Origin of the sequence: Thalassobaculum salexigens DSM 19539 (assembly GCF_000423805.1) — a bacterium.
GTDB lineage: Bacteria > Pseudomonadota > Alphaproteobacteria > Thalassobaculales > Thalassobaculaceae > Thalassobaculum > Thalassobaculum litoreum.
On record NZ_KE384094.1, the window covers coordinates 811,920 to 838,313 of the forward strand.

Here is a 26,394-nt window from a genome sequence, read left to right on the forward strand (position 1 = left end):
TATCTCCCCTATGCGATCAGGCGATCACGCTGCGATGGCGCGCGTCCCATTCCTCCGGATTGGCAAGGAAGGAGCGCACCTCGGCAAGCTGCTCGGCGGTGTAGCCGTGACGCTCGGCGACCGCCAGCACGTCCCACCAGGTGCACAGCCCGTGCAGGTCCACGCCCTTCTCCTTGAGCGTGGTCACACTCTGCGGAAACACGCCGTAATGGAAGACCACAAAACAGTGAGCGACCTGCATCCCCGCCTCGCGGATCGCGTCGATGAAGGAGATCTTGCTGCCGCCGTCGGTCGCCAGATCCTCGACCAGCAGAACCCGGGCGCCGTCGCGCACCTCGCCCTCGATCCGGGCGTTGCGGCCGAAGCCCTTCGGCTTCTTGCGGATGTAGAGCATCGGCAGGTCGAGCGCGTCGGCCATCCAGGCGGCGAAGGGGATGCCGGCCGTCTCGCCGCCGGCAACCATGTCGAACGCCTCGGCCCCGGCCAGCGCGGTGAGCTGCTCGACGCCCATGGTCATCAGCTTCCGTCGGGCACGCGGAAAGGAGATGATCTTGCGGCAGTCCACATAGACCGGCGACAGCCGGCCCGAGGTGAAGGTGAACGGCTCCTCCGGGCGGATATGGATCGCCTGGATCTCCAGCAGGATGTCGGCGGCGGTCTCCGCGGGGGTACGACGCCAGTCAGGCGAGAGGGTGCCGGTCATGAAGGTTCTCCTGCAGGGATGGGGAGACCTTCTCTTACGCGCGCTCCGATCCAGCGTCCAGCATGGCCGATGCGACCACGCCCGCGTCGATCCGCTCGGCCGGAACATCCAGCACGATCACGCCCCGGCGCAGCACGATGGCCCGGTCGGCGATCGCCAGCGCCCGGGGCACCGCCTGCTCCGCCAGCACCACCGCCGCCCCCGACTCGGCGAGCCGGCGGATCGTGGCGAAGACATCGTCCAGCACCACCGGCGCCAGGCCGATGGAGGGTTCGTCCAGCAGCACTACCCTGGGCTCGGAAATGACCGCACGGGCGATCGCGAGCATCTGCTGCTGTCCGCCCGACAGGGTCCAGGCGGTCGCGTCCCGGCGCTCCTTCAGGACGGGAAACAGGGTGAAGATCCGCTCGAACGCGGCGGCCCGCTCGGCCGCGCCGCCCGTCGCCGCCACGTCGAGCGTCTCCGCCACCGTGAGACCCGCGAACAGGCGCCGACCCTCGGGGCACCAGCCGATCCCGGCGCGCACCCTCTGTTCGAGGCGCATGCCGGTGACGTCCTGGCCGTCGACGCGGATCGCGCCCGACGACAGCGGCTCGGCCCCGGCCAGGGCGCGGATCAGGCTCGACTTGCCGGCGCCGTTGGCGCCCATGACCGCAACCACCTCGCCCGACGCGCAAGAGAACGAGGCGTGGTCGACCGCCACGCCTTCGGCATGGGTCACGGTGACGCCGTCCAGTTCCAGGCGCTGGGTCATCAGGCGGCCTCTTCCCCGAGATAGGCGGCGACCACCACCGGATCGGCGCGTACGGCATCGGTCAGGCCGGCGGCGAGCACCCGGCCGGCATCGAGACAGACCAGCCGGTCGGCGATCGACAGCAGGAAGTCCATGCCGTGCTCGACCACGATCACCGCGACCCCCTCGCCGGCGAGCGCGCGGAGCAGATCGGCGAGGTCGGCGCGTTCCGACGCGCTGAGACCGGAGGCCGGCTCGTCCAGCAGCAGGACGGTGGGCCCGGAGGCCAGGGCGCGGGCGATGTCCAGCCGCCGCCGGTCGGCGGGGCCGAGCTTCGCCGTCGCCACTCGGGCCTTGGCAGCGAGCCCGACCCGTTCCAGGGCGGCCATGCCTGCGGACTCCGTGGCGGCGACGGACACCGCGGACAGCACGTCCAGGCCGGCCGGGATCTCCGGATGCTGGAACCCGCGCGCCAGGCCGAGCGCGCTGCGGGCCCGGATCGACTGCGCCAGCAGCGGGATCGCGTCCAGCCGGACGATGCCGCCATCGGCGGTCTCCAGGCCGGTGACGATATTGAGCATGGTGGTCTTGCCGGAGCCGTTGGCCCCGATGATCCCGGTGATCTCGCCGGCGCGGGCGTCGAAACCGGCGCCGTCCAGCGCCTGTACGCCGCCGAACCGCTTGCCCAGCTTCTCGGCCCTCAGCACCGAGATCTTGCGGCCCCTCGCCCGGCGCGGTTCGGGCACGGGTCCCGGCAGGTCGGGCAGCACCCTGGCGACCAGCCCGTCGATGCCGGTCGGCAGCAGGATCACCGCGGCGAGCAGCATGATCCCATAGGCCAGCAGATAGGCCTGCTCCAGGCCGCGGAACACCTCCGGCAGCGGGACCAGGATGGCGGCGGCGATCACCGCGCCCCAGGCGCTGCCCCGGCCGCCGACCACGGCGATCGCCAGCAAGGTCACCATGACGTCGAACCGGGCCACGGCGGGCGAGACGACGCCGAGCCCGAGTGCCTGGAACCCGCCGGCGAACCCGGCCAGAGCACCGGCGACGGTGAAGACCAGGAGCCGGGCGCCGACCGGGTCGAGGCCGAGGGCCAGCCCGGCCAGCGGGGCGTCTCGCAGGGTCGCCAGCCGCGCCGCCCGGCCGGATGCCGTCACCCAGCCGAAGACGCAGAGCGCCAGCGCCACCCCGCCCCAGACCACGGCGAGCATCGGCCAGCCGGCGCTGAGATCGAGGCCGAGGACGGTCAGCGGCGGAATGCCGTACAGCCCGTTGGCCCCGCCGGTGATCTCCAGATTGGTGACGGCCAGCAGCACCAGCTGGGCCAGGCCGAGGGTGGCCAGGGCCACGTAATGGGACTGCAGACGGGCGATCGGCACCGCCACCAGGGCTCCGGCCAGGGCCGGAACGACGACCGACAGGCCGAGCCCGGCCAGCGGCGGCCAGCCCCAGCGCACGGTCGCCAGCGCGAGGGCATAGGCGCCGACCGCGAACAGCGCCCCCTGACTCAGCGCCAGCAGGCCCAACCGCCCGAACACCAGTTGGAAGCCGATGGCGGCGATGGCATAGGTGCCGACCAGGGTGGCGATACGCATGGCGTAGTCGTCGCCCGTCGCGATCAGGACGCCGCCCGCCGCCAGCAGCAGCACCGCGTAGAGAATGGCGCGTCTGTTCACTGCGGTCTCATCTCATTGCCGCCTCATCCCGGATAGCTCATGCCCGGCGCCCCTCGGCCTCGCCGAACAGGCCCTGGGGCCGCAGCATGAGCAGAGCCAGCACCCCCAGATACAGCAGCGCCTCGGCCACCAGATAGGAGACGGCGGCGGCGACCAGCACCTCGAAGACGGCGATGAACAGGGCGGCGAGCGCGGCGCCCCAGATCCGGCCCCAGCCACCGACGACCACGGCGATATACGCCTTCAGCATGAAGGTCGCGCCGTCCGTCGGCGTGACGAAATACTGGTGCGACAGCAGCAGCCCCGCCCCGCCGGCCAGCGCCCCGGCCAGCGCGAAGGTGGCGCCGACGGTGATCCGCAGGTCGATGCCGCAGGCCCGCGCCATCTCCGGATCCTGGGCGGCCGCCCGCAGCCGGCGCCCGAAACGGGTCCGGTGCAGCAGGATGTGGACGGCGGCGCAGAGCACGCCGGCCACCGCGATGGTCGCGAGCTGCTGATAGGACAGCGCCGCGCCGAGCAGCTCGACCATCCCGCCGCCGACCAGGGCCGGCCCCACCCGCGGCTGCGGGCCGGCGCCCAGCGCGATCGCATGCTGCAGGATCAGGCCGACGGCGATGGTCGAGATGAAGACCGAGACCGGCGGCGCGCGGCGCAGGGGCACATAGGCCACCCCCGCCAGCGCCAGGCCGGCGATCGCCATGACCAGCAGCACCCCCGGCAGGACGACAAACCCGGGAAGCGGCACTCCCTCCGGCAGGAGAATCGCCAGTGCGACTGCCGCGAATCCGCCGGCCATCACCAGATCGCCATGGGCGAAATTGACCGCGCCCACGGCATTGATGATCAGCACAAAACCCAATGCCGTCAGTGCGTAAGCCGAGCCGAGTGCCAGGGCCGTTGCCAGGAGCTGGAGCGACGTTTCCACCATCGTCGCATTATATCAGCGCGGGGACGCTCAGCGGATACCGTCAACATTGTCGTAGCGCTTCTTTACCGCAGGCACCCGGCTGCGGCCGTCGAAACACAGGATGATGGCGTCATGGGCCATGTTGCCGGTGCCGTCGGACACGTACTCCATGGCGAGACCCTGGTAGCGGTGGCCGGCCAGCCAGTCCTTCACCTCCGGCCCCGTCCGGGCGCCGTCGGCCAGGGCGGCGAGCACCATGTTCATGCCGTCATACTGGGCCAGGGCGAACGCATCCGGCTCGACCTCGAAGCGGGTCCGGTAGGCCTCGGCGAAGGCGGCGAGTTCCGGGCTGCTTTCGGAGACCGGCGACGACGCGCTCTCGGCACAGACACCCGCCAGGGCGGCCGGCTCCACCAGCGCGGCGGTGGTCGGCTGGTGCAGGGCCGAACCGGCGACGATCCGGCCCTCGAACCCGCGCTCATGGGCCTGGCGCACGGCCAGCGCCGTCGGTCCCGAATGCAGCTGCAGCAGGAGTCCGTCCGCCCCGGCCGCCGCGACCCGTTCCAGAGCCGGCACGAAGTCCTTGATGCCCGGATCGATCGCCTCCTCCAGAACCGGCTCGACCCCGAGCCCGGCCAGGACGCGGACCAGCTCGGCCCGCCCGCTCTGGCCGTAGGCGGTGGTCTGGTAGAGGATCGCCGGCTTCTCCATGCCGAGCTCCTCGACCGCGTAGCGCGCCTGGGCCACCTTCACCACCGCGTCGGTCGGGAAGAAGCGGAACACCACGTCATGGCCGAGTTCCGTCAGCTTGGCTGTCCCGGACACCGTAATCAGCGGCACGTCGGCCCGGTCGGCGATCGGCGCCATGGCCAGCATCTGGGTCCCGAAGATCGGTGCCGCGATGGCGACGGGGTTCTGCCGGTCGAGCGCCCGGCGCAGGGCGGTGACGGCGACCTCCGGCGAGGTGGCGGTATCGGCCACGTCATAGGTGACGGTCACCCCGTCCGGCGGATTGTCCAGCGCCAGCAGCGCCCCGTTGCGCTGGGCGGTGCCCTCCAGCGCCAGGAAGCCGGTGATCGGCACCAGGACGGAGACCGCCAGCGGCTCGGCGGCCCGGGCGGGCTGCGCCGCGCCGGCGAGGACCGCCACGGCGGCGCCCAGGGTCATCAGGGATCGGACGAAGGTCATAGGCATAGCGTCTCACTCCTCCGGGTCCGTTGCCGGGGAGGGATCGAGCGTTCGGCGTTCTCGAAGCAAGGAAAATCGACAACCGCCGTGACGACTCCCTCCGCCGGCGCGACCCGGTTCAGGTTCGATGGGTTTGATCTCAGCCCCCATTGAGGAGGCACCCCAGCATCACGCCATGACCATGGGCCTTGGCCCGGTTCGTGTCAAATCACACAATGCGTGCACTTGAACATCATTATTCTCTTTTTTATCGTTCATCGGTCGGGTGCGGTTTCCATACGTTGTTTGGCGACCGCTGGGTTGGGGGACCGCGACATGAAGATGGACACACCGCAAACTTTGCGTATGCCGCCGGACGGGCCCATTCAGGGACCGTCCAGGCGCCAACAATCCATCGCCCGGTTTCTCACCATGCTTCTGCTCGGCCTGGCCCTGCAGAGTGCCGACCCATTCAACTTTCTGACGTACACCGAACGCAAGACGCTCGACCTGTTCAGTTTCGTGATGGGGCCGGAACTCCGCTCGGATTGGAACGAGGAGATGGCGGTGGTGCTGATCGATGACGTCTTTGTCGAGAACCACTCCCAGTGGCCAATGCCCTATATCGACCACGCCCGCGTCCTGAAGAAGATCCTCACTTTCGAGCCCCGGGCGGTGTTCATTGATCTGCTGTTCGCGAAGGACAAGGACGTCAAAGGTATTGTGCCGCTGATACTCGTCCTCAACGAGTACAAACGTAAGAATATCAGCGTCTTCGTCACGTCGGCCGAATCCAGATCCGGGATGCTGCCGCAGATCGCCAATCTTGTGACGCCGGTCACCACCCGCGTGACCCGGAACGAGATCGACTATCAGGATTATCGGCTGTGGCGACAAAGCTCGATGACCAATCAGGCGCCGGCCAATGCTCTGATCGAGTCCTACTGCGAGCGGACACCGGCCGATCCGGCCAGGCACGCGATCTGGGGCGAGGCCTGCAACCGGCTCCTGGAACAAAGAGAACTCAACCTTCACGCCGACCCGATGCTGCTGCTTTGGGGCACCCGCGAGGCTGAGGCCAATCAGAACGCCTTCAAATGTAATCCAACGGTCGGCGAAAACTGGCAGCGCCAGGTGGTCAACTGGTTCTCGCTGGAGCCGGAGGACACGCTGCAGCGGTGCCCGCGCTATCCCACGCTACTTCTGGACAACCTGCTGGGCGGCTTTCCCGACGACAAGCTCGCGGAATATCTGGGCGACAAGGTCGTGCTCTACGGACCGGAGATCGAGGGCGCGACGGTCTGGACCACACCCCCCACCCACGAGGCTCTGTCGGCCACGTATACCCATGCCACAGCGCTGGAGAACCTGCTCATTTACGGCAATGGCTATTTCGTGAAGGACAAGAAGGTCCTGGGGGTCAGTCTCCAGTTTCTATTCGAACTGGCGATCTGGGTAATGCTCTGCCTGATCGTCGCATTCGGCCGCAACGCCGTCTCCTCCGTAGCACCCGGTCCGAACGACACGATCGCCTATCGCTTCCTGTTCGACCTCTCATCCTTCGTGTTGCTCAACGCCGTCGGGATTCTGCTGACGGTCGTCCAGGTCACCGCCTTCAACATCGCTCCGGCGAATCTGCTCGGCATCATCGCGATCGTCTTCGCCATCTCATCCGTGCACAACTCCCAGTACTTCTCCTACCTGGAGGAACGCCTGCAGGTTCTCGTGCGCGCACTGACCGTTCTGCCGCAGCAACCGCAACGCAACCGTCCGTGATAGCTGCCACAGCACGGCCTACCAGGAGGAAATTCACATGACAGGACACTGGAACAGACGGGCCGCAATCCTGCTGCTCATGGGAACCGTCGGAGTCGGGCTGGTGCCCGGATCCGCAACCGGCGAGCAGGTTATGATCAGCAAGCTGCTCAGCAACGATCTGCCGCTCTACCAGCCGGAAACCATGAGCGAGATCAAACGTCTTTCGGCGTCGGCGGCGAGCGCAAAATTCCCACTGCCCGCCAGCCTTAACGACATCGGCATGTACGATGCCACGATCGACGGGACCCTGTACTGGATCAACCCGGCGGACGTGGTCACGTCAGCAGCGGCCGACCTGAAAGAACGCTGCCATGCCAATGCCGGAACCCAAGCGAGTTCGTCGACGGCCCGCGCCTTCGGCAGTGGTTGCCAATGACCGCCCCGCGCGCATCCGCACTCGTCCTGTGCGCGATGCTGGCCTCGGTCCTTCCGATCGGAACGGCCGCGGCGGACCCCAGCGATCCGGGAGAGAACAACCCTGTGACCACGCGGGAAATCGGTCGCGACCGGCTCTTTGCCGTCTTCGACAGCCATTACGGTGAGATAAAGGCCCGACCGGAGGCGATGCGCCAACGACTCACCGCCGATCGTCGGGCCATGGAAAAGGAGGGTCACGTCTTCCTGAAGGCCTCGAAGGGCAACGCCTTCCTGAATGACCTGGTCTCTCAATGTCTGACCAAGGTGGGGCCGCGCCCCAACCTGCCATTCCAGGTCAATATGGTGGCCTCATGGGACAAGGAAGGCAAACCGGCCAAGGCGATCCTAGCCAATCGGAGCGGGCTGATCCTGATCTCGGTGGCGACGCTCCAGAGCGTGAAGCACGTGGACGAGATCGCCTTCCTGCTGGCCCATGAATACGGTCACGTGGCCATGCAGCATCCCCGGAGCCCGCAAGAATACGAGAAGATGCTCGACGACGACGCCTCCGACGGCGCCAAGCTGTCCGCCCAGGCGATCGCCGCCCTCGCGGGCGAAGGGATCGGCAAGAACATGCTGCTACGCCGGCATGAGGACCACGCCGATTTCTATGGCTTCGATGCGATGCGTGCCTGTTCCTACAACCACACCGCCGCCAATCAGGTCCTGCAGTCGATCGGCGACTGGGACCTCGAGAAGGGCATCTTCGAACGCCAGAAGGAGCTGGAGGGCGAGATGTCGAGCAAGGAAAATGTCGAAAAGGGCGGCCTCGGCAGCATCTTCACCGGACTGGGCAAGGCCTTCGCCCTCGGCGCGGAGGCGATCACCCATGGCGAGACCAAGGATACCCGGCCAAGCGCCGACCGCCGGCAGCTCCTGAATTTCTACGACCAGGAGTATTATGGCGGTGCGGTGAAGTTCGACTTCCCCGCCTTCCGCAGCCGCAACGCGAAATGGACGGCCTATAAGGAGACCAGCGAATGGCGGTCTCTTGTCTCCAAGTATGGAGCCTCGTCCGGACGCTGACGCCGGAGCGCCGAACTGGCCGGCACAAACCTATCCCGCACCGGCCAGTTCGCCGATACTCGCCCCATGCTGCGCGAGGCGATCGATTGGCTGCTGACCCCGTCCCTGCCCCTGGCCCGCCGGTCGGGGCATCTGGGGGAGTTCGTGGCGATCGCCGCGCGCCGGCGGCGCAACGCCGCGGCCTGGGACGGCCATGAAGCACGGTCGCGGGCGGCCGTGCTGCGGGCCGCCGGAGCCGCCGATCCCGCCGGCACCGCCCTGATCCTCGGCGCCGGCCATGTCAACGACGTGCCGCTGGAGGCCCTGTCGGACCGGTTCCGCGCCGTCATCCTAGTGGATCTCGCCTTCGCCCGTGTCACACGGCGGCGCGCCCGACGGCTCGGCAATGTGGTCTGCCACCCCCATGACGTGACCGAGAGCCTGGACGCCCTGGCCGAGATCCGCCAGCCCGCCGCCTGGCTGGACGACCCGTCCGTCTCCTTCGTCGCCTCGGTCAACCTGATCTCCCAGCTCGCCACGGTCGCCAGCCGACACCGCGACGACGCCGAGGGCGAGCGGATCGCCCGGGCCCTGGCCGAGGCGCATCTGCGCTGGCTGACGCGCTTCGCCTGCCCGACCTGCCTCATCGCCGACCGGGAGGTCGAGATCGTCGACCGGGATGGTACCGTCACCGCCACCCTCGACCCCAACAAGGGAGCCGGCCTGCCCGACGCGGACGAGGAATGGGTCTGGGACATCGCCCCGCGCGGCGAGGTAGACCGCCGCTTCGCGGTCCGCCACAAGGTGATCGCGATCGATCGCGTAAACCGCTGACCAGCCATGCGAAAATCATCATTGTGACGGATCGCGGAATGCCCGAAGAACCGCGTGTCGATGCCGGCCGTCTTGGCTGATGCGCCGGCCGGTCCGGGAGCTTATCCTACCTCGATGAACCACCTTCGCGCGGAGACCGCCTCCGCCCCGGACATGCGTCCGGCCACCATCGCCGACATACCGGCGCTTCTCGAGATCGAAGCCGCCTGCTTCGACAGCGACCGGCTGACCCGTCGCAGCTTCCACCGCATGCTGACCCGGGCCAAGGCGAGCCTGTTCGTCGCAGAGACCGCCGGCGGCAAGATCCTGGGCTACGGTCTCGTCCTGTTCCATGCCGGGACGGCGCTGGCCCGGCTGTATTCGATCGCGGTGCGTCCCGAGGCGGCCGGCGCCGGCGTGGGGACCGCCCTGATCGAGCATGCGGAGACCGTCACCCGCGAGCACGACTGCGTCGCCCTGCGGCTGGAGGTGCGGGCCGACAACGCCGCCGCCATCGCCCTGTACGAGCGGCTCGGCTACAGACGGCTGCGGGTCCTGCCGCATTACTACGAGGATGACGGCGACGGCTGGCGCTACGAGAAGCGGCTGCACTGGGTGCCGGGCGCCAACGGCCCGCAGATCCCCTACATCCACCAGACCACGGAGTTCACCTGCGGCCCCGCCAGCCTGATGATGGCGATGGCGGCGCTGAAGCCGGGCTCGGTCCCCGACCCGGACGAGGAACTGCGGATCTGGCGCGAGGCCACGACCATCTTCATGACCTCCGGCCATGGCGGCTGCGGCCCACGCGGCCTGGCGCTCGCCGCCCATCACCGCGGCTTCCGCGCCTGGGTCTGCATCAGCCAGGAGGGCACCCTGTTCATCGACACCGTGCGCTCGCCGGTCAAGAAGCAGGTGCTCCAGCGGGTGCAGACGATGCTGAGCAAGGACCTGAACCAGGCCGGCGTGCCGGTGGACGTCACCCGCACCACGCCGGACGACCTGGAGCAGGCGATCATCGACGGCTGGATCCCCCTGCTGCTGGTCAGTTCCTACCGGTTCAACGCCGAGAAGGCCCCCCATTGGGTCGTGGTCACCGGGGTCGACGACCGGTTTATTATGGTCCACGACCCGGATATGGACGAAGACCTGTTGAAATCGGACATGGATTGCACCCATGTGCCGATACCGAGATCGGCCTTCACCTCCATGACGCGGTTCGGGCGGTCGCGTCTGCAGGCGGTGGTCTACATCGCGAACGGAGAAGCGTGAGTGACACAGCCCGTCGTTCTGATTGACCGGCCGAGCGATCTGCCGACCGCGCCCGAAGGGCTCCGTGTGGTGGCCACCTCCGACTACCTCACCGATCCGAAATCCGCCGGCAAGGGTCCGGTGCGGATCATCAACCTGTCCCGCGATCTGGTCTATCTCGGCCGGGGATACTACGCCTCGCTGCTGGCCGACGCGCGCGGGCACAAGGTGCTGCCGACGGCCGCGACCATCCTGGCGCTGAAGGACCGGGGGCGCGTGTGGTCCGGCGTTCGGGCGGTGGAGCGGGTGCTGCTGCGCGCCCTCTCCCGCATCAAGGAGGCCCCGGAGGCCTCCTTTTCCATCGACGTCTATTTCGGCCGCACCCAGGACGCGCGCTTCGCCCGGGTCGCCCGCGAGGCGTTCGACCGGTTCCGCGCCCCGATCCTGCGCGTCAAGGTGACCCTGGACGCCACCTGGGGCTTCTATGTCCGCGCCGTCAGCCAGCGCACCGTGGACGAGCTGCGGGCCGACGAGCACGACACCTTCGCCGCCGCGCTCGACGCCCATACCAGGCGCGAGTGGCGCGACCCGTCGGCCAAGCGGCCGGTGCGCCACACCCTGGCCGTCCTGATCGACCCCAAGGAGGCGATGCCACCCTCCGATCCCAAGGCGCTGGACGCTTTGGAGCGGGTCGGCGCGCGCATGGGCGTGTCGGTGGAGCGGATCCGCACCCGCGACTATGCCCGGCTGTCCGAGTTCGACGCCCTGTTCATCCGCATGACCACCGCGCTGGACAACCCGACCTGGCGCTTCGCCCGCAAGGCCGAGGACGAAGGCATGCCGGTGATCGACGACCCGACCTCGATGCTGCGCTGTACCAACAAGGTGTACCTGGCGGAAACGCTGCTGGCCAAGGGCGTGCCGGCACCGAAGACCCTGATCCTGGACGCCAAGGGTCTGACCAAGGCGGCGGACGAGTTGGGCTTTCCGATCGTCCTGAAGATCCCCGACGGCTCGTTCTCCCGCGGCGTGTTCAAGGCGGAGAACCCGTCGGAGCTGAAAAAAATCGCCAAGAGCCTGTTCGCCGACAGCGACCTGATCCTGGCCCAGGAATTCATGCCGACGGATTTCGACTGGCGGGTCGGCGTGCTGGACGGCCAACCGCTCTTCGTCTCCCAGTACAAGATGGCGCCGAAGCACTGGCAGATCTACAACCACGGTGCCACCGGTCGCGGCAAATCCGGCGGTTTCGCCACCTTCTCGGTGCAGGACACCCCGAAGGACGTCATCGATGTGGCGATGAAGGCCGCCAACCTGATGGGCAGCGGTCTGTACGGCGTCGACCTGAAGCAGAACGACCGCGGCGTCTTCGTGGTCGAGGTCAACGACAACCCGAACATCGACCAGGGCGTGGAAGACAAGGTGCTCAAGGACAAGCTCTACGAGCGGCTGATCGACAGCTTCATCACCCGCATACGGGCGCGGTAGTTCGACGTCTACCTCTTCCCCCCTCCCCGGCCCTGTGCCGGGGAGGGGGCGGTTGTTTCGTGGAAGCCCGCTCTTGCCCTCCACCTTCGCTGCGGCCACCATCGCGGCCCGATCAAATCAAGAAACCATCCCGGAGACGCCCGTGGCCCGCTATACCGTTCTCACCCCCGACGCCCAGCACGACGACGACCATCGGGTCGAGCGCGAGGTGGCCGGCGGCGATGTCGACTTCATCCACTACACGACGGCCGATGCCTCCGACATTCCGGACGAGATCTGGGAGAAGGTGGATGCCCTGCTGGTCTGGCACGTGCTGCCGATCGACCAGCGGGTGCTGTCGCGGCTGAAGAACTGCAAGATCATCGTGCGCTGCGGCGTCGGCTTCGACCATATCGACCTGGCCACGGCCGCCGGTGCCGGCATTCCGGTGTCGAACTGCCCGGATTACGGCACCAACGAGGTGGCCGACCACGCCATCGCCATGATGCTGACCTTCACCCGTGGGATGACCGCGTATCACCGCACCATGACCGCCGACCCGGCCGGCAACTTCCACTGGAAGCACGGCGAGCCGCGTCGCATCCGGCACAAGACCTTCGGCGTGGTCGGGTTCGGGCGGATCGGCACCGCCGCCCTGCTGCGGGCCAAGGCCTTCGGCATGCACATCGTCGGCTACGACAAATACGCCCCGCGCGGTCAGGAGATCGCGCTGGAGATCGAGCGGGTAGAGAGCCTGGAGGAGGTGCTGGAGCGGGCCGACGTCCTCAGCATCCACACCCCGCTGACCGACGAAACCCGGGGCATGATCGACGCCGCCGCGCTCAAGCGGATGAAGTCGGACGCCATCCTGATCAACACCGCGCGCGGCCCGATCGTCGACACCGCGGCTCTGATCGACGCCCTGCGCAACAACGAGATCGCCGCCGCCGGGCTCGACGTGCTGCCGGTGGAGCCGGCGAGCATGGACGACCCGCTGGTCAAGGCCTTCGCCGAGCAGCCGAACTGGCTCAAGGATCGGCTGATCCTCACCCCGCATGCCGCCTTCAACAGCGCCGCCGGCCGCTACGACGCGCGGGCGAACTCGACCAGGACGATGATGCGCTACCTGGAGACCGGCGAGCTGTGGAACTGCGTCAACGGCGCGTTTCTGAAGGCTTGAACGCGCCCTCCAGGGGCAGTTGCTCGGAATAGACCAGGATCTGGGACACCGTCGTCCCATCCTCGGAGAACGGGAGCAGGATGGTGTCCTCATGGACCGGCCTGCTCCTGTCGTCGAGAAAGGTGACCCGGTCGTAGATCGGGCACTTGGCCTGACGCACCGCCTCGTAATGGGCCAGCGCATTCTCCAGGGATTCCGCGTAGAATCCCTCCTCGACCAGGCGTCCCGTGGGGTTGTGTCCGCGATTGGCGACCTCGATGCCGCCGACGACCCGGTAGCGGAAGATCCCGGCGCCGTCTGAGCGGACCCCCTCCACGTCGATCAGCAGAAGGCGCGGCAGCAGCGGCGGCACATCCATCGGATCGAAATCCACCCGGCTGGGCATGGCCCGGGTGCCACGCTTGTGGTTCCAATAGGTGACCAGCGTCCGGATCGCAGCGACCACGGACACCGGCAGCTCGTCCAGCGTACCCGCGCCCAACTTCTCCAACAGATCCTCCGCCGCCCAACCCGTCACACCCAACGGCGCAGGAATAGTGGGGGCGCCGGTGACCCCGGTCAACTCGACCCTCTCCAGGGCTCGGAACGGGATGGCGACCCGCTGCGGGCGTGCGTAGACTGGGGGCTACAGAGACGATGATCCGGAGCCGCCCCATGCCCATGTCCGCCGCCGAACGCGCCCTGCGCCAGGAGGTGATCGACACCTGCATCAAGATGAACGCGCTCGGCATCAACCAGGGCACGTCGGGCAATGCCAGCGTGCGGGTCTCAGACAATCCCGAGGACGGGTTCTTCATCACCCCGTCCTCGATCCCCTACGAGGAGATCGCGCCGGAAGACGTCGTCACCATGAAGCTGGACGGCACCCATTCCGACAACCGGCGGCCGTCGAGCGAGTGGCGCTTTCATCTGGACATCATGCGCGCGCGGCCCGACTGCGGCGCCATCGTCCATACCCACGGCATGTTCGCCACCACGCTCGCCTGCCTGCGCATGGAGATCCCGGCCTTCCACTACATGATCGCCCAGGCCGGCGGTTCGACCATCCGCTGCTCCGACTACGCGACCTTCGGCACCCAGGAACTGTCGGACACCGCCCTGGAGGCATTGGAGGGCCGCAAGGCCTGCCTGTTGGCCAATCACGGCATGATCGCCATCGGCCCCAATCTGAAGAAGGCGCTGGCGCTCGCGGTGGAGGTCGAGACCCTGGCCGCCATGTACTGGCGCACCCTGCAGGTCGGCAAACCGGTGATCCTGCCCGACGACGAGATCGCTCGAGTCGGCGAGAAGTTCGGAACCATGGGCTACGGCGCGGTCGATGCCCAGAAGGACGCCCAGAAGAAGGTAGGTACGGCATGAGCACGACTGGCGCCAACGCCACCCTAGAGGCGGCCTATTCCGAGGCGGCGGAACGGTTCACCGCCGCCAATCCCAAGAGTGCCGCGATCCAGGAGCAGGCGCTCGCCGCCATGCCCGGCGGCAACACCCGCACCGTTCTGCACTACCACCCCTATCCGCTGCGCTTCGCCCGCGGCGAGGGCTGCCGGCTGTGGGACGTCGACGGGCACGAGTATGTCGACTTCCTCGGCGAATACACCGCCGGGCTGTACGGCCACAGCGAACCGGTGATCCGCGACGCCATCAAGCAGGCGGCCGATGACGGCTGGGTGCTGGGCGGGCCGACCCTGCTGGAGGCGCGGATGGCGGAGACGGTGGTCAACCGCTTCCCGGCGCTGGAGCGGGTGCGCTTCACCAATTCCGGCACCGAGGCCAACCTGATGGCGCTGGCCGCCGCCCGCGCCCATACCGGCCGCGACCGGGTGATGGTGTTCAAGGGGGCCTATCACGGCGGGGTGCTGTACTTCTCCGGCTCGCCGCTGAACGCGCCCTTCGACTACGTCATGGGCGACTACAACGACGCCGAGGGCAGTGCCGCGCTGATCCGCGAGCAGGGCGACCGGCTCGCCGCCGTGCTGGTCGAGCCGATGTCGGGCTCCGGCGGCTGCCTGCCAGGCTCCGGGGCCTTCCTGCAGGCGCTGCGGGACGCGACGCGGGAGACCGGCGCGCTGCTGATCTTCGACGAGGTGATGACCTCGCGCCTGTCGCCGACCGGCCTGCACGGGCTGCTCGGGATCACCCCGGACCTGCTTAGCCTCGGCAAGTATGTGGGGGGCGGGTTGAGCTTCGGCGCCTTCGGCGGCCGCGCCGACATCCTGGCCAAGTTCGATCCCCGCCAGCCCGGCGCCTGGCCCCATGCCGGGACCTTCAACAACAACGTCTTCACCATGTCCGCCGGGCTTGCCGGGCTGACCCATGTCTACACGCCGGAGCGGGCGGTCTCCCTCAATGCCGACGGCGACGCCCTGCGCGCGCGCCTGCAGACGGCGATCGACGACCGCGGCCTGCCGCTGACCATGACGGGCCGCGGTTCGATGATGGCGTTGCATGCCGGCCGGACCGCGCCCACATCTCCGCCGGAGGCGGCACAGCGCAACCGGCGGCTGGTCGACCTGATGCACCTGGACCTGATCCATGGCGGCATCTACACCGCGCGCCGGGGCATGATGGTGCTGTCGCTGCCGATGGACGCCGCGGCATTCGACACTCTGGCCGCAGCGTTCGAGGAGTTCCTGGACAGCCGCCGCGGCGTGATCGAGGCGGCGCTGACGGAGGAGAGCGTGGCATGAGGGAGTTTGCGGCATGAGCCTGTTCGCACGACTTGCCCGGGAAGCGGTACGACGGGCCGCTTCCGATCCCCGCCTGCGGGCCAAGGCCGCCGAGATCGCCGGCGAGGCCGCCCGCCGCGCCCGGCCGACCGTGGAGAATGCCGGCCGCCATATCGTCGAGACCGCCCGCGAGACATCCAGCAGCGGCAGTTTCGCCGACGATCCGATCGGCTACGCCCGCCGCTTCCGCGCCAAGCTGCTGCCGCCGGAGGATGACCGCTCGCGGTGATCCACAGGCCTGGTTGCCGAATAGATTTTAACGCCGATGCCTCGCGGTACTTTCAGAACGAGAATCCAACTCCCCGTTCGGGAGTGAAATTTGCGATTCACCCTCGTATATGCCATATACATCGCAGGCCAACTGCGGATGTCATGGCACCATGATCAGCGGTTTACTCGCGCCGATCTGGAATTCCCATATCGCCAGCCCGGACAAGGTCCGGATCGCCGGCGACGGTAGCGGTGTGTCCAATGAGCCAAGCCAGAAACCTCTGGTCACGGGTCGCCCGGCCGGGGAAGTGGCCGAGATGGATTCGGTCCAGCGTCTCGAGTACCTCCGCGAACTCGGCCGCGCCGCGCTGAACCGTCAACGCGGCAAGGTCATCGATATCCTGTCCTGACCGCTCACGCCCGCCTAGCGCAGATCGTGCGGTGACGGGATCACTTCGTGATCGCGTCAGCGTGCGTGACTCTGCTCTATCTCATTGTTTTAGAGCCAAATCCGAGGCTTCTCCCCCCAAGAACTCCCGACGCGGCCTCGCCGGTAAGAAGTCACTTGAAATGACTTCGATAGAAATTATATAAAATTATCTGAAAATATGATTTTATATATGGGAGCCGGCTCATCGGGCTCCCGGAACGCAGCAGACGCGACCCAGAGAGACAGCACGGGAGCAACGGTCATGGCGATCGGCCCCACAGGATTGCCGGTGTTCCCTCCGGTCGACGGACAGCGGGGGGCGGTCACCGACGCGACGGAGCGTCGGAACGACGCCCGTGCGTCCCGCGCCGGCGCCGAGCGGCCGCCGGAGACCGCCATCGCCGAGCCGCTGGACGAAGCGGAGCGGCGCCAGTTCGACCTGGAGCGCACGGCCGATCAGGTGCGTCTCCTCAATCCGAACGCGCCGCGCGGCACCATCCTGAACATCGTGGTGTGAGAGACGCCTACCCTCGGGGGTAGGCCATCAGCCAGGCCACCGCCTCGCGCTCGCTCAGGAACACCGCGGTGGAGCCCGGGACCGACCGGTTGCGATAGAATGCCCAGAGCGTCGCGATGTCCCGATCGATCTCGCTGCCGACGAGCGCCGCCGCCGGCTCGGCGATCCCGTCGAACCGCGTTCCCCGCTCGGCCTCCATCGCCTTGAAATCCTCGCCCGTGAGTTCGCTCACGTCGGCATTTCGGGCATCGATCAGCACCCGAGCCTGGCCGTACGCGGCATCGACCGACCGCCGGGCGGCGCGGGCCTTCAGAAAGACCTCAAGGGTCACGCGCCCAAAATACCGCACGACGAAGAGCCGGCGTTCGGAATCATAGGTCCAGTCCAGATCAGCCATCCCGGCTCCGTCGGGGCGCTCTCCCCAGAACGCCCCGTGTGTCGGTTATCCGCAACTCGGCGGTCAGCCACAAGTGTCTTCCGACAATCAGTCGTCGCCGGCGACAAGTTGCGGCTCGGTCCAGCCATAGGCCTCCCGCGCCGCAGCCTCGCTGACGAAGCCGTCGCGCACGTCAATGGCCAGGGTCGCCGGATCGCGGTCGGCCGGACTGCCCAGCCCGCCGCCGCCCGGCATCTCCAGCACCAGCGTATCGCCCGCCGGGATCGTCTGGCGCCCCTTGCCCTGAAGCTTCGGGCCCGACTTCAGGTAGATCTTGCCGGTCTGCCCGTTGGCACCGCCGTTGCGGCCGCGCGGCGGATGGATCACCCGGTCGAACATGGAGGAGATGGCGAAGGGCTTGCCGTCGGCATGGGCGATCTCCATCACCTGACCCGTGCCGCCGCGATAGGTGCCGGCTCCGCCGGAATCCGTGCGGTACTCCTTCTTCCAGAAGATCAGCGGGGCGATGGTCTCGTTCACTTCCACCGGCGTGTTGCGCACGCCCGAGGGGAAGGAGGTGGCGTCCATGCCGTCCTTGCCCGGCCGCGCGCCGGTGCCGCCGGTATGGAAGGTGTTCATGGCGAAGGGCCGGCTGTCGCCGTAATCGCCGTCGACGATCCCCCGCCCGCCGAGCAAGACCGGGTTCCACAGACAGCTCGTTCCCTCGGCCGGCACCTTGTCCGGGATGATGTGGTTCAGGCAGCCGAGCATGACGTCCGGCAGCATCTGACCGATCACGTGGCGCGCGGCCACCGCGCAGGGCGGCGGGGCGTTCAGAATCGAGCCTTCCGGTGCGGTGATCCGGATCACGCCGAGGGAGCCGGCGTTGTTCGGGATCGAGCCGCCGATCACGCAGCGCACGCCGAAGCTGGCATAGGCCTGGGTATAGGTCAGCGGCACGTTGATGCCGTAGCGCGAGGTGCCGGACGTGCCGTCGAAATCGATGTCGATGCCGTCCTCGGAGACGGTGAGGGAGCCGACCAGATCGACCTCGCTCTCGAACCCGTCGATCCGCATGGAGTTGCGGTAGGTTCCCTTGGGCAGCTTGCCGATCTCCTCCAGCATCCCAGCGCGGGAGCTCTCGATGATGTGGCGGCCGAGCTCGCCGAGATCGGTCATGCCGAACTCGCGCATCATCTCCACCAACCGGCGCCCGCCGACCTCGTTGCAGGCCATCAGCGAGTAGATGTCGCCTTCCACTTCGATCGGATTGCGGACGTTCACCTTGATCAGGTGCAGCAGGCCGCGATCCACCTCGCCCTCGCGGGCCAGCGGCATGATCGGGATGTTGATCCCCTCCTCGTAGACCTGCCGGCCGTCCGGGCCGAAGCCGCGCCCGCCGATATCCACCACGTGGGAGGTACAGGCGAACAGGCCGACCGGCTTGCCGTCGAGGAAGGTCGGAGTGACGACGGTGATGTCGTTCAGGTGGCCGGTCCCCTTCCACGGATCGTTGGTGATGTAGACGTCGCCGTCCTTCATCGTGTCGATCGGGTAGACCTCCAGGAAGAAACAGACCGAGGCGGCCATGGCGTTGACGTGGCCGGGGGTGCCGGTCACCGCCTGGGCCAGCATCTGGCCGTCGGTGTCGAACACGCCGGCAGAGATGTCGCCGGCCTCCCGCGCGGAGGTGGAGAAGGCCGTGCGCACGAGGGTCTGGGCCTGCTCCTCGACGACGGAGAGCAGACGGTTCCACTGGATCTGGATGTGGATCTGGTCGAGGGCCGAACGGTTGGTGCTCATGGTCATTCTCCTCACGCCGCCGTCTTGTGCTTGGCGGTCAGGATCAGGTAGCCGAGGCCGTCCACCTTGGCGTCGAAGGTGGAGGTCACGACGGTCGTGGTCTGGTCCTCGACGATCAGCGCCGGACCGGCCACGGTCATGCCGGGTGCCAGGTCCGTGCGGGCATGGATGGCGTAGTCGGCATCGCGCTGCAGGTCGGGATCGAACACCACGCGGCTGTCGATCGGCGTGGCGGTCCCAGCGTCTCCGGCCGCCGTCGAGGCCTCCGGCGACAGCGCGATCGGTGCCGCCACGGTCAGGGTCCAGGACAGGATTTCCGGCTCCACGTCGGGGATCGTGCGGCCGTAGAGCTTGGCGTATTCGGCCTCGAAGGATTTGCGGATGGCGTCGCCATCGGCGGCGGTCAGGTCGCCCTCCGGCAATGGCACGGTGATCTCGTGGCCCTGGCCGGAATAGCGCATATAGGCGACCCGGGTCTCCGTCAGCTCGACCCCGACAGCGGCCGCGCTGACGATGGCGCGGGCTTCGGCCGACATACCGGACAGCAGCTCGTTCACCGTCCCCGCGTCGAAGTCGGACAGCAGCAGGTAGCGGCTGCGCACCACTTCGTAGGAGACCGGCGCGCGCAGGAAGCCGATGGCCGAGCCGACACCGGCCCCCGTCGGCACCACGATGGTGTCGATCGCCAGCTTCTCGGCCAGACGGGCGGCGTGCAGCGGGGCGGCGCCACCGAAGGCGATCATCGCGCGGGCGGAGATGTCCTTGCCCCATTCGATGGCGTGGACGCGGGCGGCATTCGCCATGTTCTCGTCGACGATCTCGGCCAGCGCGAAGGCGGCGAGACGGCCTTCCAGTTCCATCGGCTTACCGACATCGCTGGCCACCGCCTTCTGCGACGCCTCGATATCGAGCGCCACCGAGCCGCCGGCGAAGCGGGCCGGGTCGACCTTGCCCATTACCACGTCGCCATCGGTCACGGTCGGGCGCGTGCCGCCGCGCCCGTAGCAGGCGGGACCAGGTTCGGAGCCGGCGCTCTCCGGGCCGACCTGCAGCCGGCCCATATTGTCGACATGGGCGATGGAGCCGCCGCCGGCGCCGATCTCGACCATCTCGATGGCGGGGATGCGCACCGGCAGGCCACTGCCCTTCATGTTGCGGTAGACGCGGGCGACCTCGAAGGTGCGGGTCATCTGCGGGGCGTAATTGTCGATCAGGCAGATCTTCGCCGTGGTCCCGCCCATGTCGTAGGAGACCACGTTGGCGAGGCCGCATTCCTTGGCGATCTCGGTCGCCAGGATGGCGCCGCCGGCCGGGCCGGACTCGACCAGACGGATCGGGAAGCGCACGGCGGTGTCCAGATCGGTCAGGCCGCCGCCCGAGGTCATCAGCAGGAACGGGCAGCCGAAGCCGCGCGACCGCATCTCGTCCTCCAGCTTGCGCAGATAGCCGGCCATCTTCGGCTGCACATAGGCATTGGCCGAGGCGGTCGACTGGCGCTCGTACTCGCGGATTTCCGGGCAGACCTCGCTGGACAGGGTGATCGCCAGGTCCGGCCGCGCCTCGGCGATGATCTCGGCCACCCGCGCCTCGTGCGCGCCGTTGGCGTAGGAGTGCAGCAGGCCGATGGCCACCGCCTCCACACCGTTCTCCTCGAACTTGGGGATCAGCGCGCGCACGCTGTCCTCGTCGAGCGGCACCAGCACGTCGCCGCGATAGTTCATACGCTCGCGCACCGACCAGCGCAGGTAGCGCGGCACGATCGGATCCGGGCGGTCGATGTTGATGTCGTACTGCTCGAACCGGTTTTCCTGCGCCATCTCCACGGCGTCGCGGTGGCCGTCGGTGGTGATCAGCGCGGTCTTCGCGCCCTTGCGCTCGATCAGCGCGTTGGTGGCGAGCGTGGTGCCGTGGATGATCAGCGTCACCGAACCGGGCTCGATCCCGGCTTCGGCCACCGCCTTCTCCACCCCGTCGATCACCCCCTGTTCCGGCGCGCGCGACGTCGTCAGAACCTTGGAAGTGACGCGCCGGCCATCGGCGGCCGGGTCGCCGATCTCAAGGGCCACATCGGTGAAGGTGCCGCCGACATCGACGGCAAGACGTACGGACTGGGGGTTAGCGCCCATGGCAGACAATCAATCCTGAGTTTGCGGTGCAGCATTCGGGAGGAGTTCGATCGTTCCCATGATTGCCCGCTACGTCAACGTCTGTAATTCGTCGGCGGTCCGGCGGCGCGGAAGGACCGCATTGGAGGGCTTTCGAGGCTCGGCCATGTATGCCTAGACTTTCCCCATTCCTCGCCTCCCCCGGCACCCGCCCGCACAGACATGGAGCCCTTCCGATGACCGGTCCGTCCGCCCCCGGCACCACCGTGATCCGCAACGCCGCCTGGATCGTCGCCTGGGACGCCAAGGAGAGCCGGCACGTCTACCTGAAGGGGGGAGACGTGGTCTTCGCCAACGGTGTCGTCACCCAGGTCGGCGGCCGCTACACCGGCGAGGTGGATGCGGAGATGGACGGATCCGACCGCATGGTGATGCCGGGCCTGGTCAACATCCACAGCCACCCGACCAGCGAGCCGCTGCGCAAGGGCGTGACCGACGAGATCCGCAGCCCCGGCTTCTTCCACTCCTCGCTCTACGAGTTCCTTACCATCTTCGAGAACGATCCGGAGGGCCTCGCCGCCAGCCTGCGGGTCGCCATGGCCGAGCTGCTGACCAGCGGTGTCACCACCGTGGTCGATTACTCCTTCCCGTTCGACGCCTGGCTCGACGTGCTGGCCGAGTCCGGCATCCGCGCCTGCGTGGCGCCGATGTTCAAGGATGCCAAATGGTACACCAATGACGGCCACCAGCTTCAGTACGACTGGGACGAGTCCGGCGGCGGCCGCGCCGGGTTCGAGAAGGCGATGCGCACCATCGATCTTGCCAATCAGCACCCGTCGGGCCGCCTGATGGGCATGCTGGCGCCGGCGCAGATCGACACCTGTTCCGCCGACCTGCTGCGCGACAGCTACGACTACGCCCAGGAAAAGAACCTGCCCTGGCAGACCCACGCCGCCCAGTCGGTCAACGAGTTCCAGGAGATGATCCGCCGCCACGGCCGCACGCCGGTGCAGTGGATGAGCGATATCGGCGTGCTGGGCGAGCACGCGATCATCGGCCACGGCATCTTCCTCGACCATCACCCCTGGGTGCACTGGTCGACCCGCGAGGATCTGCGCCTGCTGGCCGACAGCGGCACCACCGTCGCCCACTGCCCGACCGTGTTCATGCGCCGCGGCATCACCCTGCGCACCTTCGGCGGCTATGTGCGCGAGGGCATCAACATGGGCATCGGCACCGACACCTATCCGCATAACTTCCTGGAGGAGATGCGCAACGTCGCCACGGTGGCCCGCACCATCGCCGAGACGGTGGACGACCTGAACACCTCCGACATCTTCAACGCCGCCACGGTCGGCGGCGCGCGGGCGCTGCGCCGCGACGATATCGGCAAGCTGGCGGTCGGCTGCCGCGCCGATCTGGTCTGCGTCGACCTGACGGCCCCCTCGATGATGCCGGTGCGCGAGCCGATCCGCTCGCTGATCTATGCCGCCACCGACCGGGGCATCCGCGACGTCTTCGTCGACGGCAACCAGGTGGTGAAGGATGGTGCTGTCACGACCATCGACCTGCGCGCCGCCCTGACCGAGCTGCAGGCGGCGCAGGAGCGCTCCTTCTCCAGCATCCCGACCCGCGACTGGGCCGGCCGCACCGTGGACCAGATGGCCCCGATGGTGTTCGAAACCCGCGACAGCGTGTAGGATGGCGACACGCATTGGAGGATCGCCATGGCACCGTCCGTCCTCGTCGCGGGAGCCGGGCCGGTTGGTCTGGCTGCCGCCAACCGACTGACCCGGAACGGCGCGACCGTCCGCATCGTCGACAGCAACGCCGCCCGCACCACGCTCAGCAAGGCGCTGGCGGTGAATGTCCGGACCATGGAACTGCTCGAACGCTCGGGTCTGACCGAGCGTCTGATCGCCGCCGGGCAGCGGCTCAACAGGATGCGCTTCTTCTCCGGCGCCAAACCGCTCGCGGATATCCACTTCGACCGGCTTGACCATCGCTACAACTTCCTGATCTCCCTGCCTCAGTCCGAAACGGAACGGATACTGGAGGAGGATCTCCTGGCTCTGGGCGTCGGCGTCGACAGGCGGACCGGTCTTACCGCGTTCTCCGCCGGAGACGACGTTGTCGACGCAACGCTCCGGAGCGAGGATGGCAGCGAGACACGGGTCCGGGTCGACTACCTGATCGGCGCCGACGGCGCGCACAGCATGGTGCGTAAAGGACTCGGCGTCGGTTTCCCGGGCGAAAAGCACCCGCTGCACTGGAACCTCGCCGATGTCGAGATCGACGGGCCCTACGGCGCCGACGAGGTCACCATGCACCTGCAACCGGAGCACGCGATGCTGGTGATCCCGCTCGGCGGCCGACGGTTCCGGATCGTGACGACCGTCCCCGACTCCCTCTCCAAACTGCCGATGGGCAAGATCGTCGGCACACCGTCCTGGTCCGCCGACTTCAGCACCGGGCATCGGATCGTCGACAGCTACGGCAGCAGCCGCGTGTTCCTGGCCGGTGACGCCGCGCATATTCACTCCCCCGCCGGCGGGCGCGGCATGAATCTCGGGATCGAGGACGCGACCGTCCTGGCCGACCGGATCTCGGACGGCGGGTTGACCTCCTATTCGCGCGACCGCCGGCGGGTCGGACTGTCCATCGTGCAGCAGACCGAGCGGATGCTGTCGATGGCGACCCTGAAGAACCCGATGGCCCGAGGCCTGCGCAATATGCTGCTCCGCCAGGTCGTTCCGCTGGATGCCGTACAACGGATCCTCCGTCCACGCCTGATGGGCATCGCGGACTGACGGCAACATCGAAGGAGACCCCGCCTGTGGCCCGCGTTCCGTATCTCACCCCCGACGACCTCGCGCCCGAGGACAGGGATCTGCTGAAGCGGCCGATCACCCTGCACCGGGCGCTGGCGAACAGCCCAGGCATGGCCCGCGCCTTCGGCACCATCGGCGGCCATATCCGCTACGGCAGCACCCTCGATGCGCGGCTGCGCGAGCTGGCGATCATCCAGGTCGGCTACCTCACCCGCAGCGCCTACGAGTATTCCCACCATTGCCGCCTCGGCGTGGAGCAGTTCGGCGTCAGTGCGGAAGACATCCACGCCATCAGCCGGGAGACCGAGGCGGAGGGCAACGGTGGCTTCCCCGAGCTGGAGACCGCCGTGCTGCGGGCCGCCCGCGAGATGGTCACCGACATGGCCGTCGGCGACGCCACATACGCCACCCTGGAGGCCGGGATCGACCGGTCCGATCTGGTCGATCTGATCGTCACCATCGGCTTCTACTGCGGCGTGGTGCGGATCCTCGCCAGCCTGCAGATCGACGTGGAAGACGACTACGCCCCCTGGCTGGAGCAGTTCCCCCTGCCCGCCTGACGCAAAAGAACAACAACAACCGGGAGGAACGGGCATGCGCCTGAAGGACAAGGTCGCCATCGTCGTCGGCGGCGGACAGCAGCCGGGCGAGACCATGGGCAACGGCCGGGCCGTCGCCCTGCGCTTCGGACAGGAGTGTGCGACGGTGCTGGTCGTCGACAAGGATATCGCCTCGGCACAGGACACGGTCGCGATGATCGCCGACGCGGGCGGCACCGCCTCGGCCTTCGAGGCCGACATCACCGACGAGGAGAGCTGCCGGGCCATGGCCGCCGCCTGCGTGGACCGCTACGGCCGGATCGACATCCTGCACAACAATGTCGGCATGTCCCTGGGCGACCGGCCGACGCCGGAGATGGACATGGAGGTCTGGGACCGGCTGTTCGACATGAACCTCAAGGGCATGGTCATGACCTGCAAGCATGTGCTGCCGGTCATGCGCGACCAGCGCGCGGGCGTGATCCTGAACGTGTCATCGACCTCCTCGATCAGCGCCCGCTGGGAGCAGAACGCCCGCAGCGGTGTCGCCTACAAGACCAGCAAGGGGGCGGTGAACACCCTCACCCACCATCTGGCCATCGAGAACGCCGAATACGGCATCCGCGCCAACGCCATCCTGCCAGGCCTGATGGACACGCCCATGGCGATCGAGCGCCGGGCGCGGGAGCGCAACATCGACCGCGAGGAGGTCCGTCGCGAACGCAACGCCCGGGTTCCCCTGCTCGGCCGCATGGGCACCGCCTGGGACGTGGCCAACGCCGCGCTGTTCCTGGCTTCCGACGAGGCGGGGTACGTCACCGGCCTGATCATGCCGGTCGATGGCGGGCTCACCTCGGTGCGGGGATAGGGTTCGGACACCCGATCCGGGCGCTGCTACAACCCAGTTGTGTATCGCCCAGGGGCGCCGGTGACCTTTGGGTGAGAAGGGGTGACAACCGGCGGGGAGTGTGGTCGCGTACTCTTCGATGCCGTCCACCCGTGCCGGCCGTCGCGACGCGAGGCCGGAGCGCGAACTCGGGGTGTCGGCGCAGGAGAACGAGCTTGAAAGACCGCCCCGTTGACCCCGCCTGGGTCGAGCCGACCGACGCGGAACTGGACGCCGCCGCCAACGCCCTGATCGGCGGCTGTCCGCCGGCCCGCCTGAGCCCCGACTGTCTCGCCTGCTTCTTCGCGACATCGCCCGACGAGCTGGAGAATGAGAAGCTGAGCTTCCTGTTCTCCTACTGGCAGAAGCACACCGACCCGCAGACCGGCCACCAGACCCGCGCCGAGTTCGACATGCTGACCCTGCTCCCCGCGGTGGGGAACATCATGATCCTGGACGTGCTGCGCGACGGGTTCGACGCCCGCTACCGACTCTACGGCACCGGCGTGGCCACCCATGCGGGCCGCGACTGGACCGGCGAGACGGTGTCGGAGATGAACCGGACCACCCGGAACAATCTGGCGCTGATGTACCGTTCGATCTACCTGGCCGCCTACCGGGCGCGCCGCCCGATCTACAGCCTGCACCGCTCGCCCGACTGGGTCGGCGCGAAATGCTGGCGTCGGGTGGTCCTGCCGATGACCTACGAGGGGGATGTCTGCTCCCAGTTCATCGTCGGCAACATCCCGGTGGACCCGTTCGAGCTGTCGCCCGAGGAAAAGGCCCGCCAGCAGGCCCGGGTGCGTAAGGCGTCGACCTAGGCTCGACACT

General features: G+C 67.9%; 26 protein-coding genes and 1 riboswitch. Of the genes, 17 read left to right on the plus strand and 9 right to left on the minus strand.

What is annotated here, in order from left to right; all coding sequences use genetic code 11:
* Positions 1-16: 16 nt before the first annotated feature.
* The 5 genes from G578_RS0119000 to G578_RS0119020 are packed head-to-tail and all read right to left on the minus strand — an operon-like array spanning position 17 to position 5,216.
* Positions 17-703 (minus strand): orotate phosphoribosyltransferase, encoded by a 687-nt coding sequence (locus G578_RS0119000; protein ID WP_028795597.1) that lies wholly within the window; start codon positions 701-703, stop codon positions 17-19.
* A gap of 34 nt (positions 704-737) precedes the next feature.
* Positions 738-1,457 (minus strand): ABC transporter ATP-binding protein, encoded by a 720-nt coding sequence (locus G578_RS0119005; RefSeq protein ID WP_028795598.1) that lies wholly within the window; start codon positions 1,455-1,457, stop codon positions 738-740.
* On the minus strand, positions 1,457-3,115 hold the full coding sequence (locus G578_RS27090; protein ID WP_051245012.1) for a branched-chain amino acid ABC transporter ATP-binding protein/permease: 1,659 nt from the start codon (positions 3,113-3,115) through the stop codon (positions 1,457-1,459). Before G578_RS27090 ends, G578_RS0119005 begins: the two co-directional genes overlap by 1 nt.
* A gap of 37 nt (positions 3,116-3,152) precedes the next feature.
* A complete protein-coding gene (locus G578_RS0119015; protein WP_028795599.1) occupies positions 3,153-4,043 on the minus strand; it encodes a branched-chain amino acid ABC transporter permease in 891 nt (296 codons plus the stop codon).
* Positions 4,044-4,070: 27 nt separating this feature from the next.
* A complete protein-coding gene (locus G578_RS0119020) occupies positions 4,071-5,216 on the minus strand; it encodes an ABC transporter substrate-binding protein (protein ID WP_245565648.1) in 1,146 nt (381 codons plus the stop codon).
* A gap of 71 nt (positions 5,217-5,287) precedes the next feature.
* Positions 5,288-5,385, minus strand: a riboswitch (TPP riboswitch).
* A 140-nt stretch (positions 5,386-5,525) separates the two neighbouring features.
* On the opposite strand from G578_RS0119020, the gene G578_RS0119025 reads away from it, so the two are divergent.
* From G578_RS0119025 to G578_RS0119055, 7 genes are all read left to right on the plus strand, one after another.
* Entirely contained in the window at positions 5,526-6,965 is a 1,440-nt protein-coding gene (locus tag G578_RS0119025; RefSeq protein ID WP_084619021.1) for a CHASE2 domain-containing protein, read from the plus strand.
* 37 nt (positions 6,966-7,002) lie between these two features.
* A complete protein-coding gene (locus G578_RS0119030) occupies positions 7,003-7,383 on the plus strand; it encodes a hypothetical protein (protein WP_028795602.1) in 381 nt (126 codons plus the stop codon).
* 104 nt (positions 7,384-7,487) lie between these two features.
* On the plus strand, positions 7,488-8,450 hold the full coding sequence (locus G578_RS0119035; protein ID WP_169400884.1) for a M48 family metalloprotease: 963 nt from the start codon (positions 7,488-7,490) through the stop codon (positions 8,448-8,450).
* 66 nt (positions 8,451-8,516) lie between these two features.
* On the plus strand, positions 8,517-9,263 hold the full coding sequence (locus G578_RS0119040; protein WP_028795604.1) for a hypothetical protein: 747 nt from the start codon (positions 8,517-8,519) through the stop codon (positions 9,261-9,263).
* A 114-nt stretch (positions 9,264-9,377) separates the two neighbouring features.
* Positions 9,378-10,514 carry a ribosomal protein S18-alanine N-acetyltransferase gene (gene rimI / locus G578_RS0119045; protein ID WP_051245013.1) on the plus strand — a complete coding sequence of 379 codons (1,137 nt, stop codon included), beginning with the start codon at positions 9,378-9,380 and terminating at the stop codon, positions 10,512-10,514.
* A complete protein-coding gene (locus G578_RS0119050) occupies positions 10,515-11,981 on the plus strand; it encodes a RimK family protein (protein ID WP_028795606.1) in 1,467 nt (488 codons plus the stop codon).
* A gap of 142 nt (positions 11,982-12,123) precedes the next feature.
* Entirely contained in the window at positions 12,124-13,140 is a 1,017-nt protein-coding gene (locus tag G578_RS0119055; protein WP_038015184.1) for a C-terminal binding protein, read from the plus strand.
* Here G578_RS0119055 and G578_RS0119060 read toward each other — a convergent pair.
* Positions 13,115-13,630 (minus strand): PAS domain-containing protein, encoded by a 516-nt coding sequence (locus tag G578_RS0119060; RefSeq protein ID WP_028795608.1) that lies wholly within the window; start codon positions 13,628-13,630, stop codon positions 13,115-13,117. The genes G578_RS0119055 and G578_RS0119060 overlap by 26 nt on opposite strands.
* A 164-nt stretch (positions 13,631-13,794) precedes the next feature.
* Here G578_RS0119060 and G578_RS27095 point away from each other — a divergent pair, with 164 nt between their 5' ends.
* The 5 genes from G578_RS27095 (at position 13,795) to G578_RS0119085 (ending at position 17,023) form a co-directional block, all read left to right on the plus strand.
* Complete coding sequence (locus G578_RS27095) at positions 13,795-14,499, plus strand: class II aldolase/adducin family protein (protein WP_342664901.1); 705 nt, start codon at positions 13,795-13,797, stop codon at positions 14,497-14,499.
* On the plus strand, positions 14,496-15,827 hold the full coding sequence (locus G578_RS0119070) for an aspartate aminotransferase family protein (RefSeq protein WP_028795609.1): 1,332 nt from the start codon (positions 14,496-14,498) through the stop codon (positions 15,825-15,827). Before G578_RS27095 ends, G578_RS0119070 begins: the two co-directional genes overlap by 4 nt.
* A 13-nt stretch (positions 15,828-15,840) precedes the next feature.
* Positions 15,841-16,095, plus strand: a complete 255-nt coding sequence (locus tag G578_RS0119075) for a hypothetical protein (protein ID WP_028795610.1) — start codon at positions 15,841-15,843, stop codon at positions 16,093-16,095.
* A gap of 151 nt (positions 16,096-16,246) precedes the next feature.
* Positions 16,247-16,486, plus strand: coding sequence for a hypothetical protein (locus tag G578_RS0119080; RefSeq protein ID WP_028795611.1), 240 nt, complete (start codon positions 16,247-16,249; stop codon positions 16,484-16,486).
* Positions 16,487-16,768: 282 nt separating this feature from the next.
* Positions 16,769-17,023: a hypothetical protein gene (locus G578_RS0119085; RefSeq protein WP_028795612.1), complete on the plus strand. Its 255-nt coding sequence runs from the start codon at positions 16,769-16,771 to the stop codon at positions 17,021-17,023.
* A gap of 7 nt (positions 17,024-17,030) precedes the next feature.
* Here G578_RS0119085 and G578_RS0119090 read toward each other — a convergent pair whose 3' ends face one another.
* The 3 genes from G578_RS0119090 to G578_RS0119100 form a co-directional block, all read right to left on the minus strand.
* Complete coding sequence (locus tag G578_RS0119090; RefSeq protein ID WP_028795613.1) at positions 17,031-17,420, minus strand: STAS/SEC14 domain-containing protein; 390 nt, start codon at positions 17,418-17,420, stop codon at positions 17,031-17,033.
* A gap of 87 nt (positions 17,421-17,507) precedes the next feature.
* Positions 17,508-19,202 carry a hydantoinase B/oxoprolinase family protein gene (locus G578_RS0119095; protein ID WP_211228962.1) on the minus strand — a complete coding sequence of 565 codons (1,695 nt, stop codon included), beginning with the start codon at positions 19,200-19,202 and terminating at the stop codon, positions 17,508-17,510.
* 11 nt (positions 19,203-19,213) lie between these two features.
* Positions 19,214-21,328 carry a hydantoinase/oxoprolinase family protein gene (locus tag G578_RS0119100; protein ID WP_028795615.1) on the minus strand — a complete coding sequence of 705 codons (2,115 nt, stop codon included), beginning with the start codon at positions 21,326-21,328 and terminating at the stop codon, positions 19,214-19,216.
* A 215-nt stretch (positions 21,329-21,543) separates the two neighbouring features.
* On the opposite strand from G578_RS0119100, the gene G578_RS0119105 reads away from it, so the two are divergent.
* The 5 genes from G578_RS0119105 (at position 21,544) to G578_RS0119125 (ending at position 26,384) form a co-directional block, all read left to right on the plus strand.
* A complete protein-coding gene (locus tag G578_RS0119105; protein ID WP_028795616.1) occupies positions 21,544-23,007 on the plus strand; it encodes an amidohydrolase family protein in 1,464 nt (487 codons plus the stop codon).
* Positions 23,008-23,034: 27 nt separating this feature from the next.
* Positions 23,035-24,117 carry an FAD-dependent oxidoreductase gene (locus G578_RS27100; protein WP_051245014.1) on the plus strand — a complete coding sequence of 361 codons (1,083 nt, stop codon included), beginning with the start codon at positions 23,035-23,037 and terminating at the stop codon, positions 24,115-24,117.
* A gap of 26 nt (positions 24,118-24,143) precedes the next feature.
* Positions 24,144-24,698 carry a carboxymuconolactone decarboxylase family protein gene (locus tag G578_RS0119115; RefSeq protein WP_028795617.1) on the plus strand — a complete coding sequence of 185 codons (555 nt, stop codon included), beginning with the start codon at positions 24,144-24,146 and terminating at the stop codon, positions 24,696-24,698.
* A gap of 34 nt (positions 24,699-24,732) precedes the next feature.
* Positions 24,733-25,545, plus strand: a complete 813-nt coding sequence (locus G578_RS0119120; RefSeq protein ID WP_028795618.1) for an SDR family NAD(P)-dependent oxidoreductase — start codon at positions 24,733-24,735, stop codon at positions 25,543-25,545.
* 194 nt (positions 25,546-25,739) lie between these two features.
* Positions 25,740-26,384: a PAS domain-containing protein gene (locus G578_RS0119125; protein WP_028795619.1), complete on the plus strand. Its 645-nt coding sequence runs from the start codon at positions 25,740-25,742 to the stop codon at positions 26,382-26,384.
* Positions 26,385-26,394: the final 10 nt, after the last annotated feature.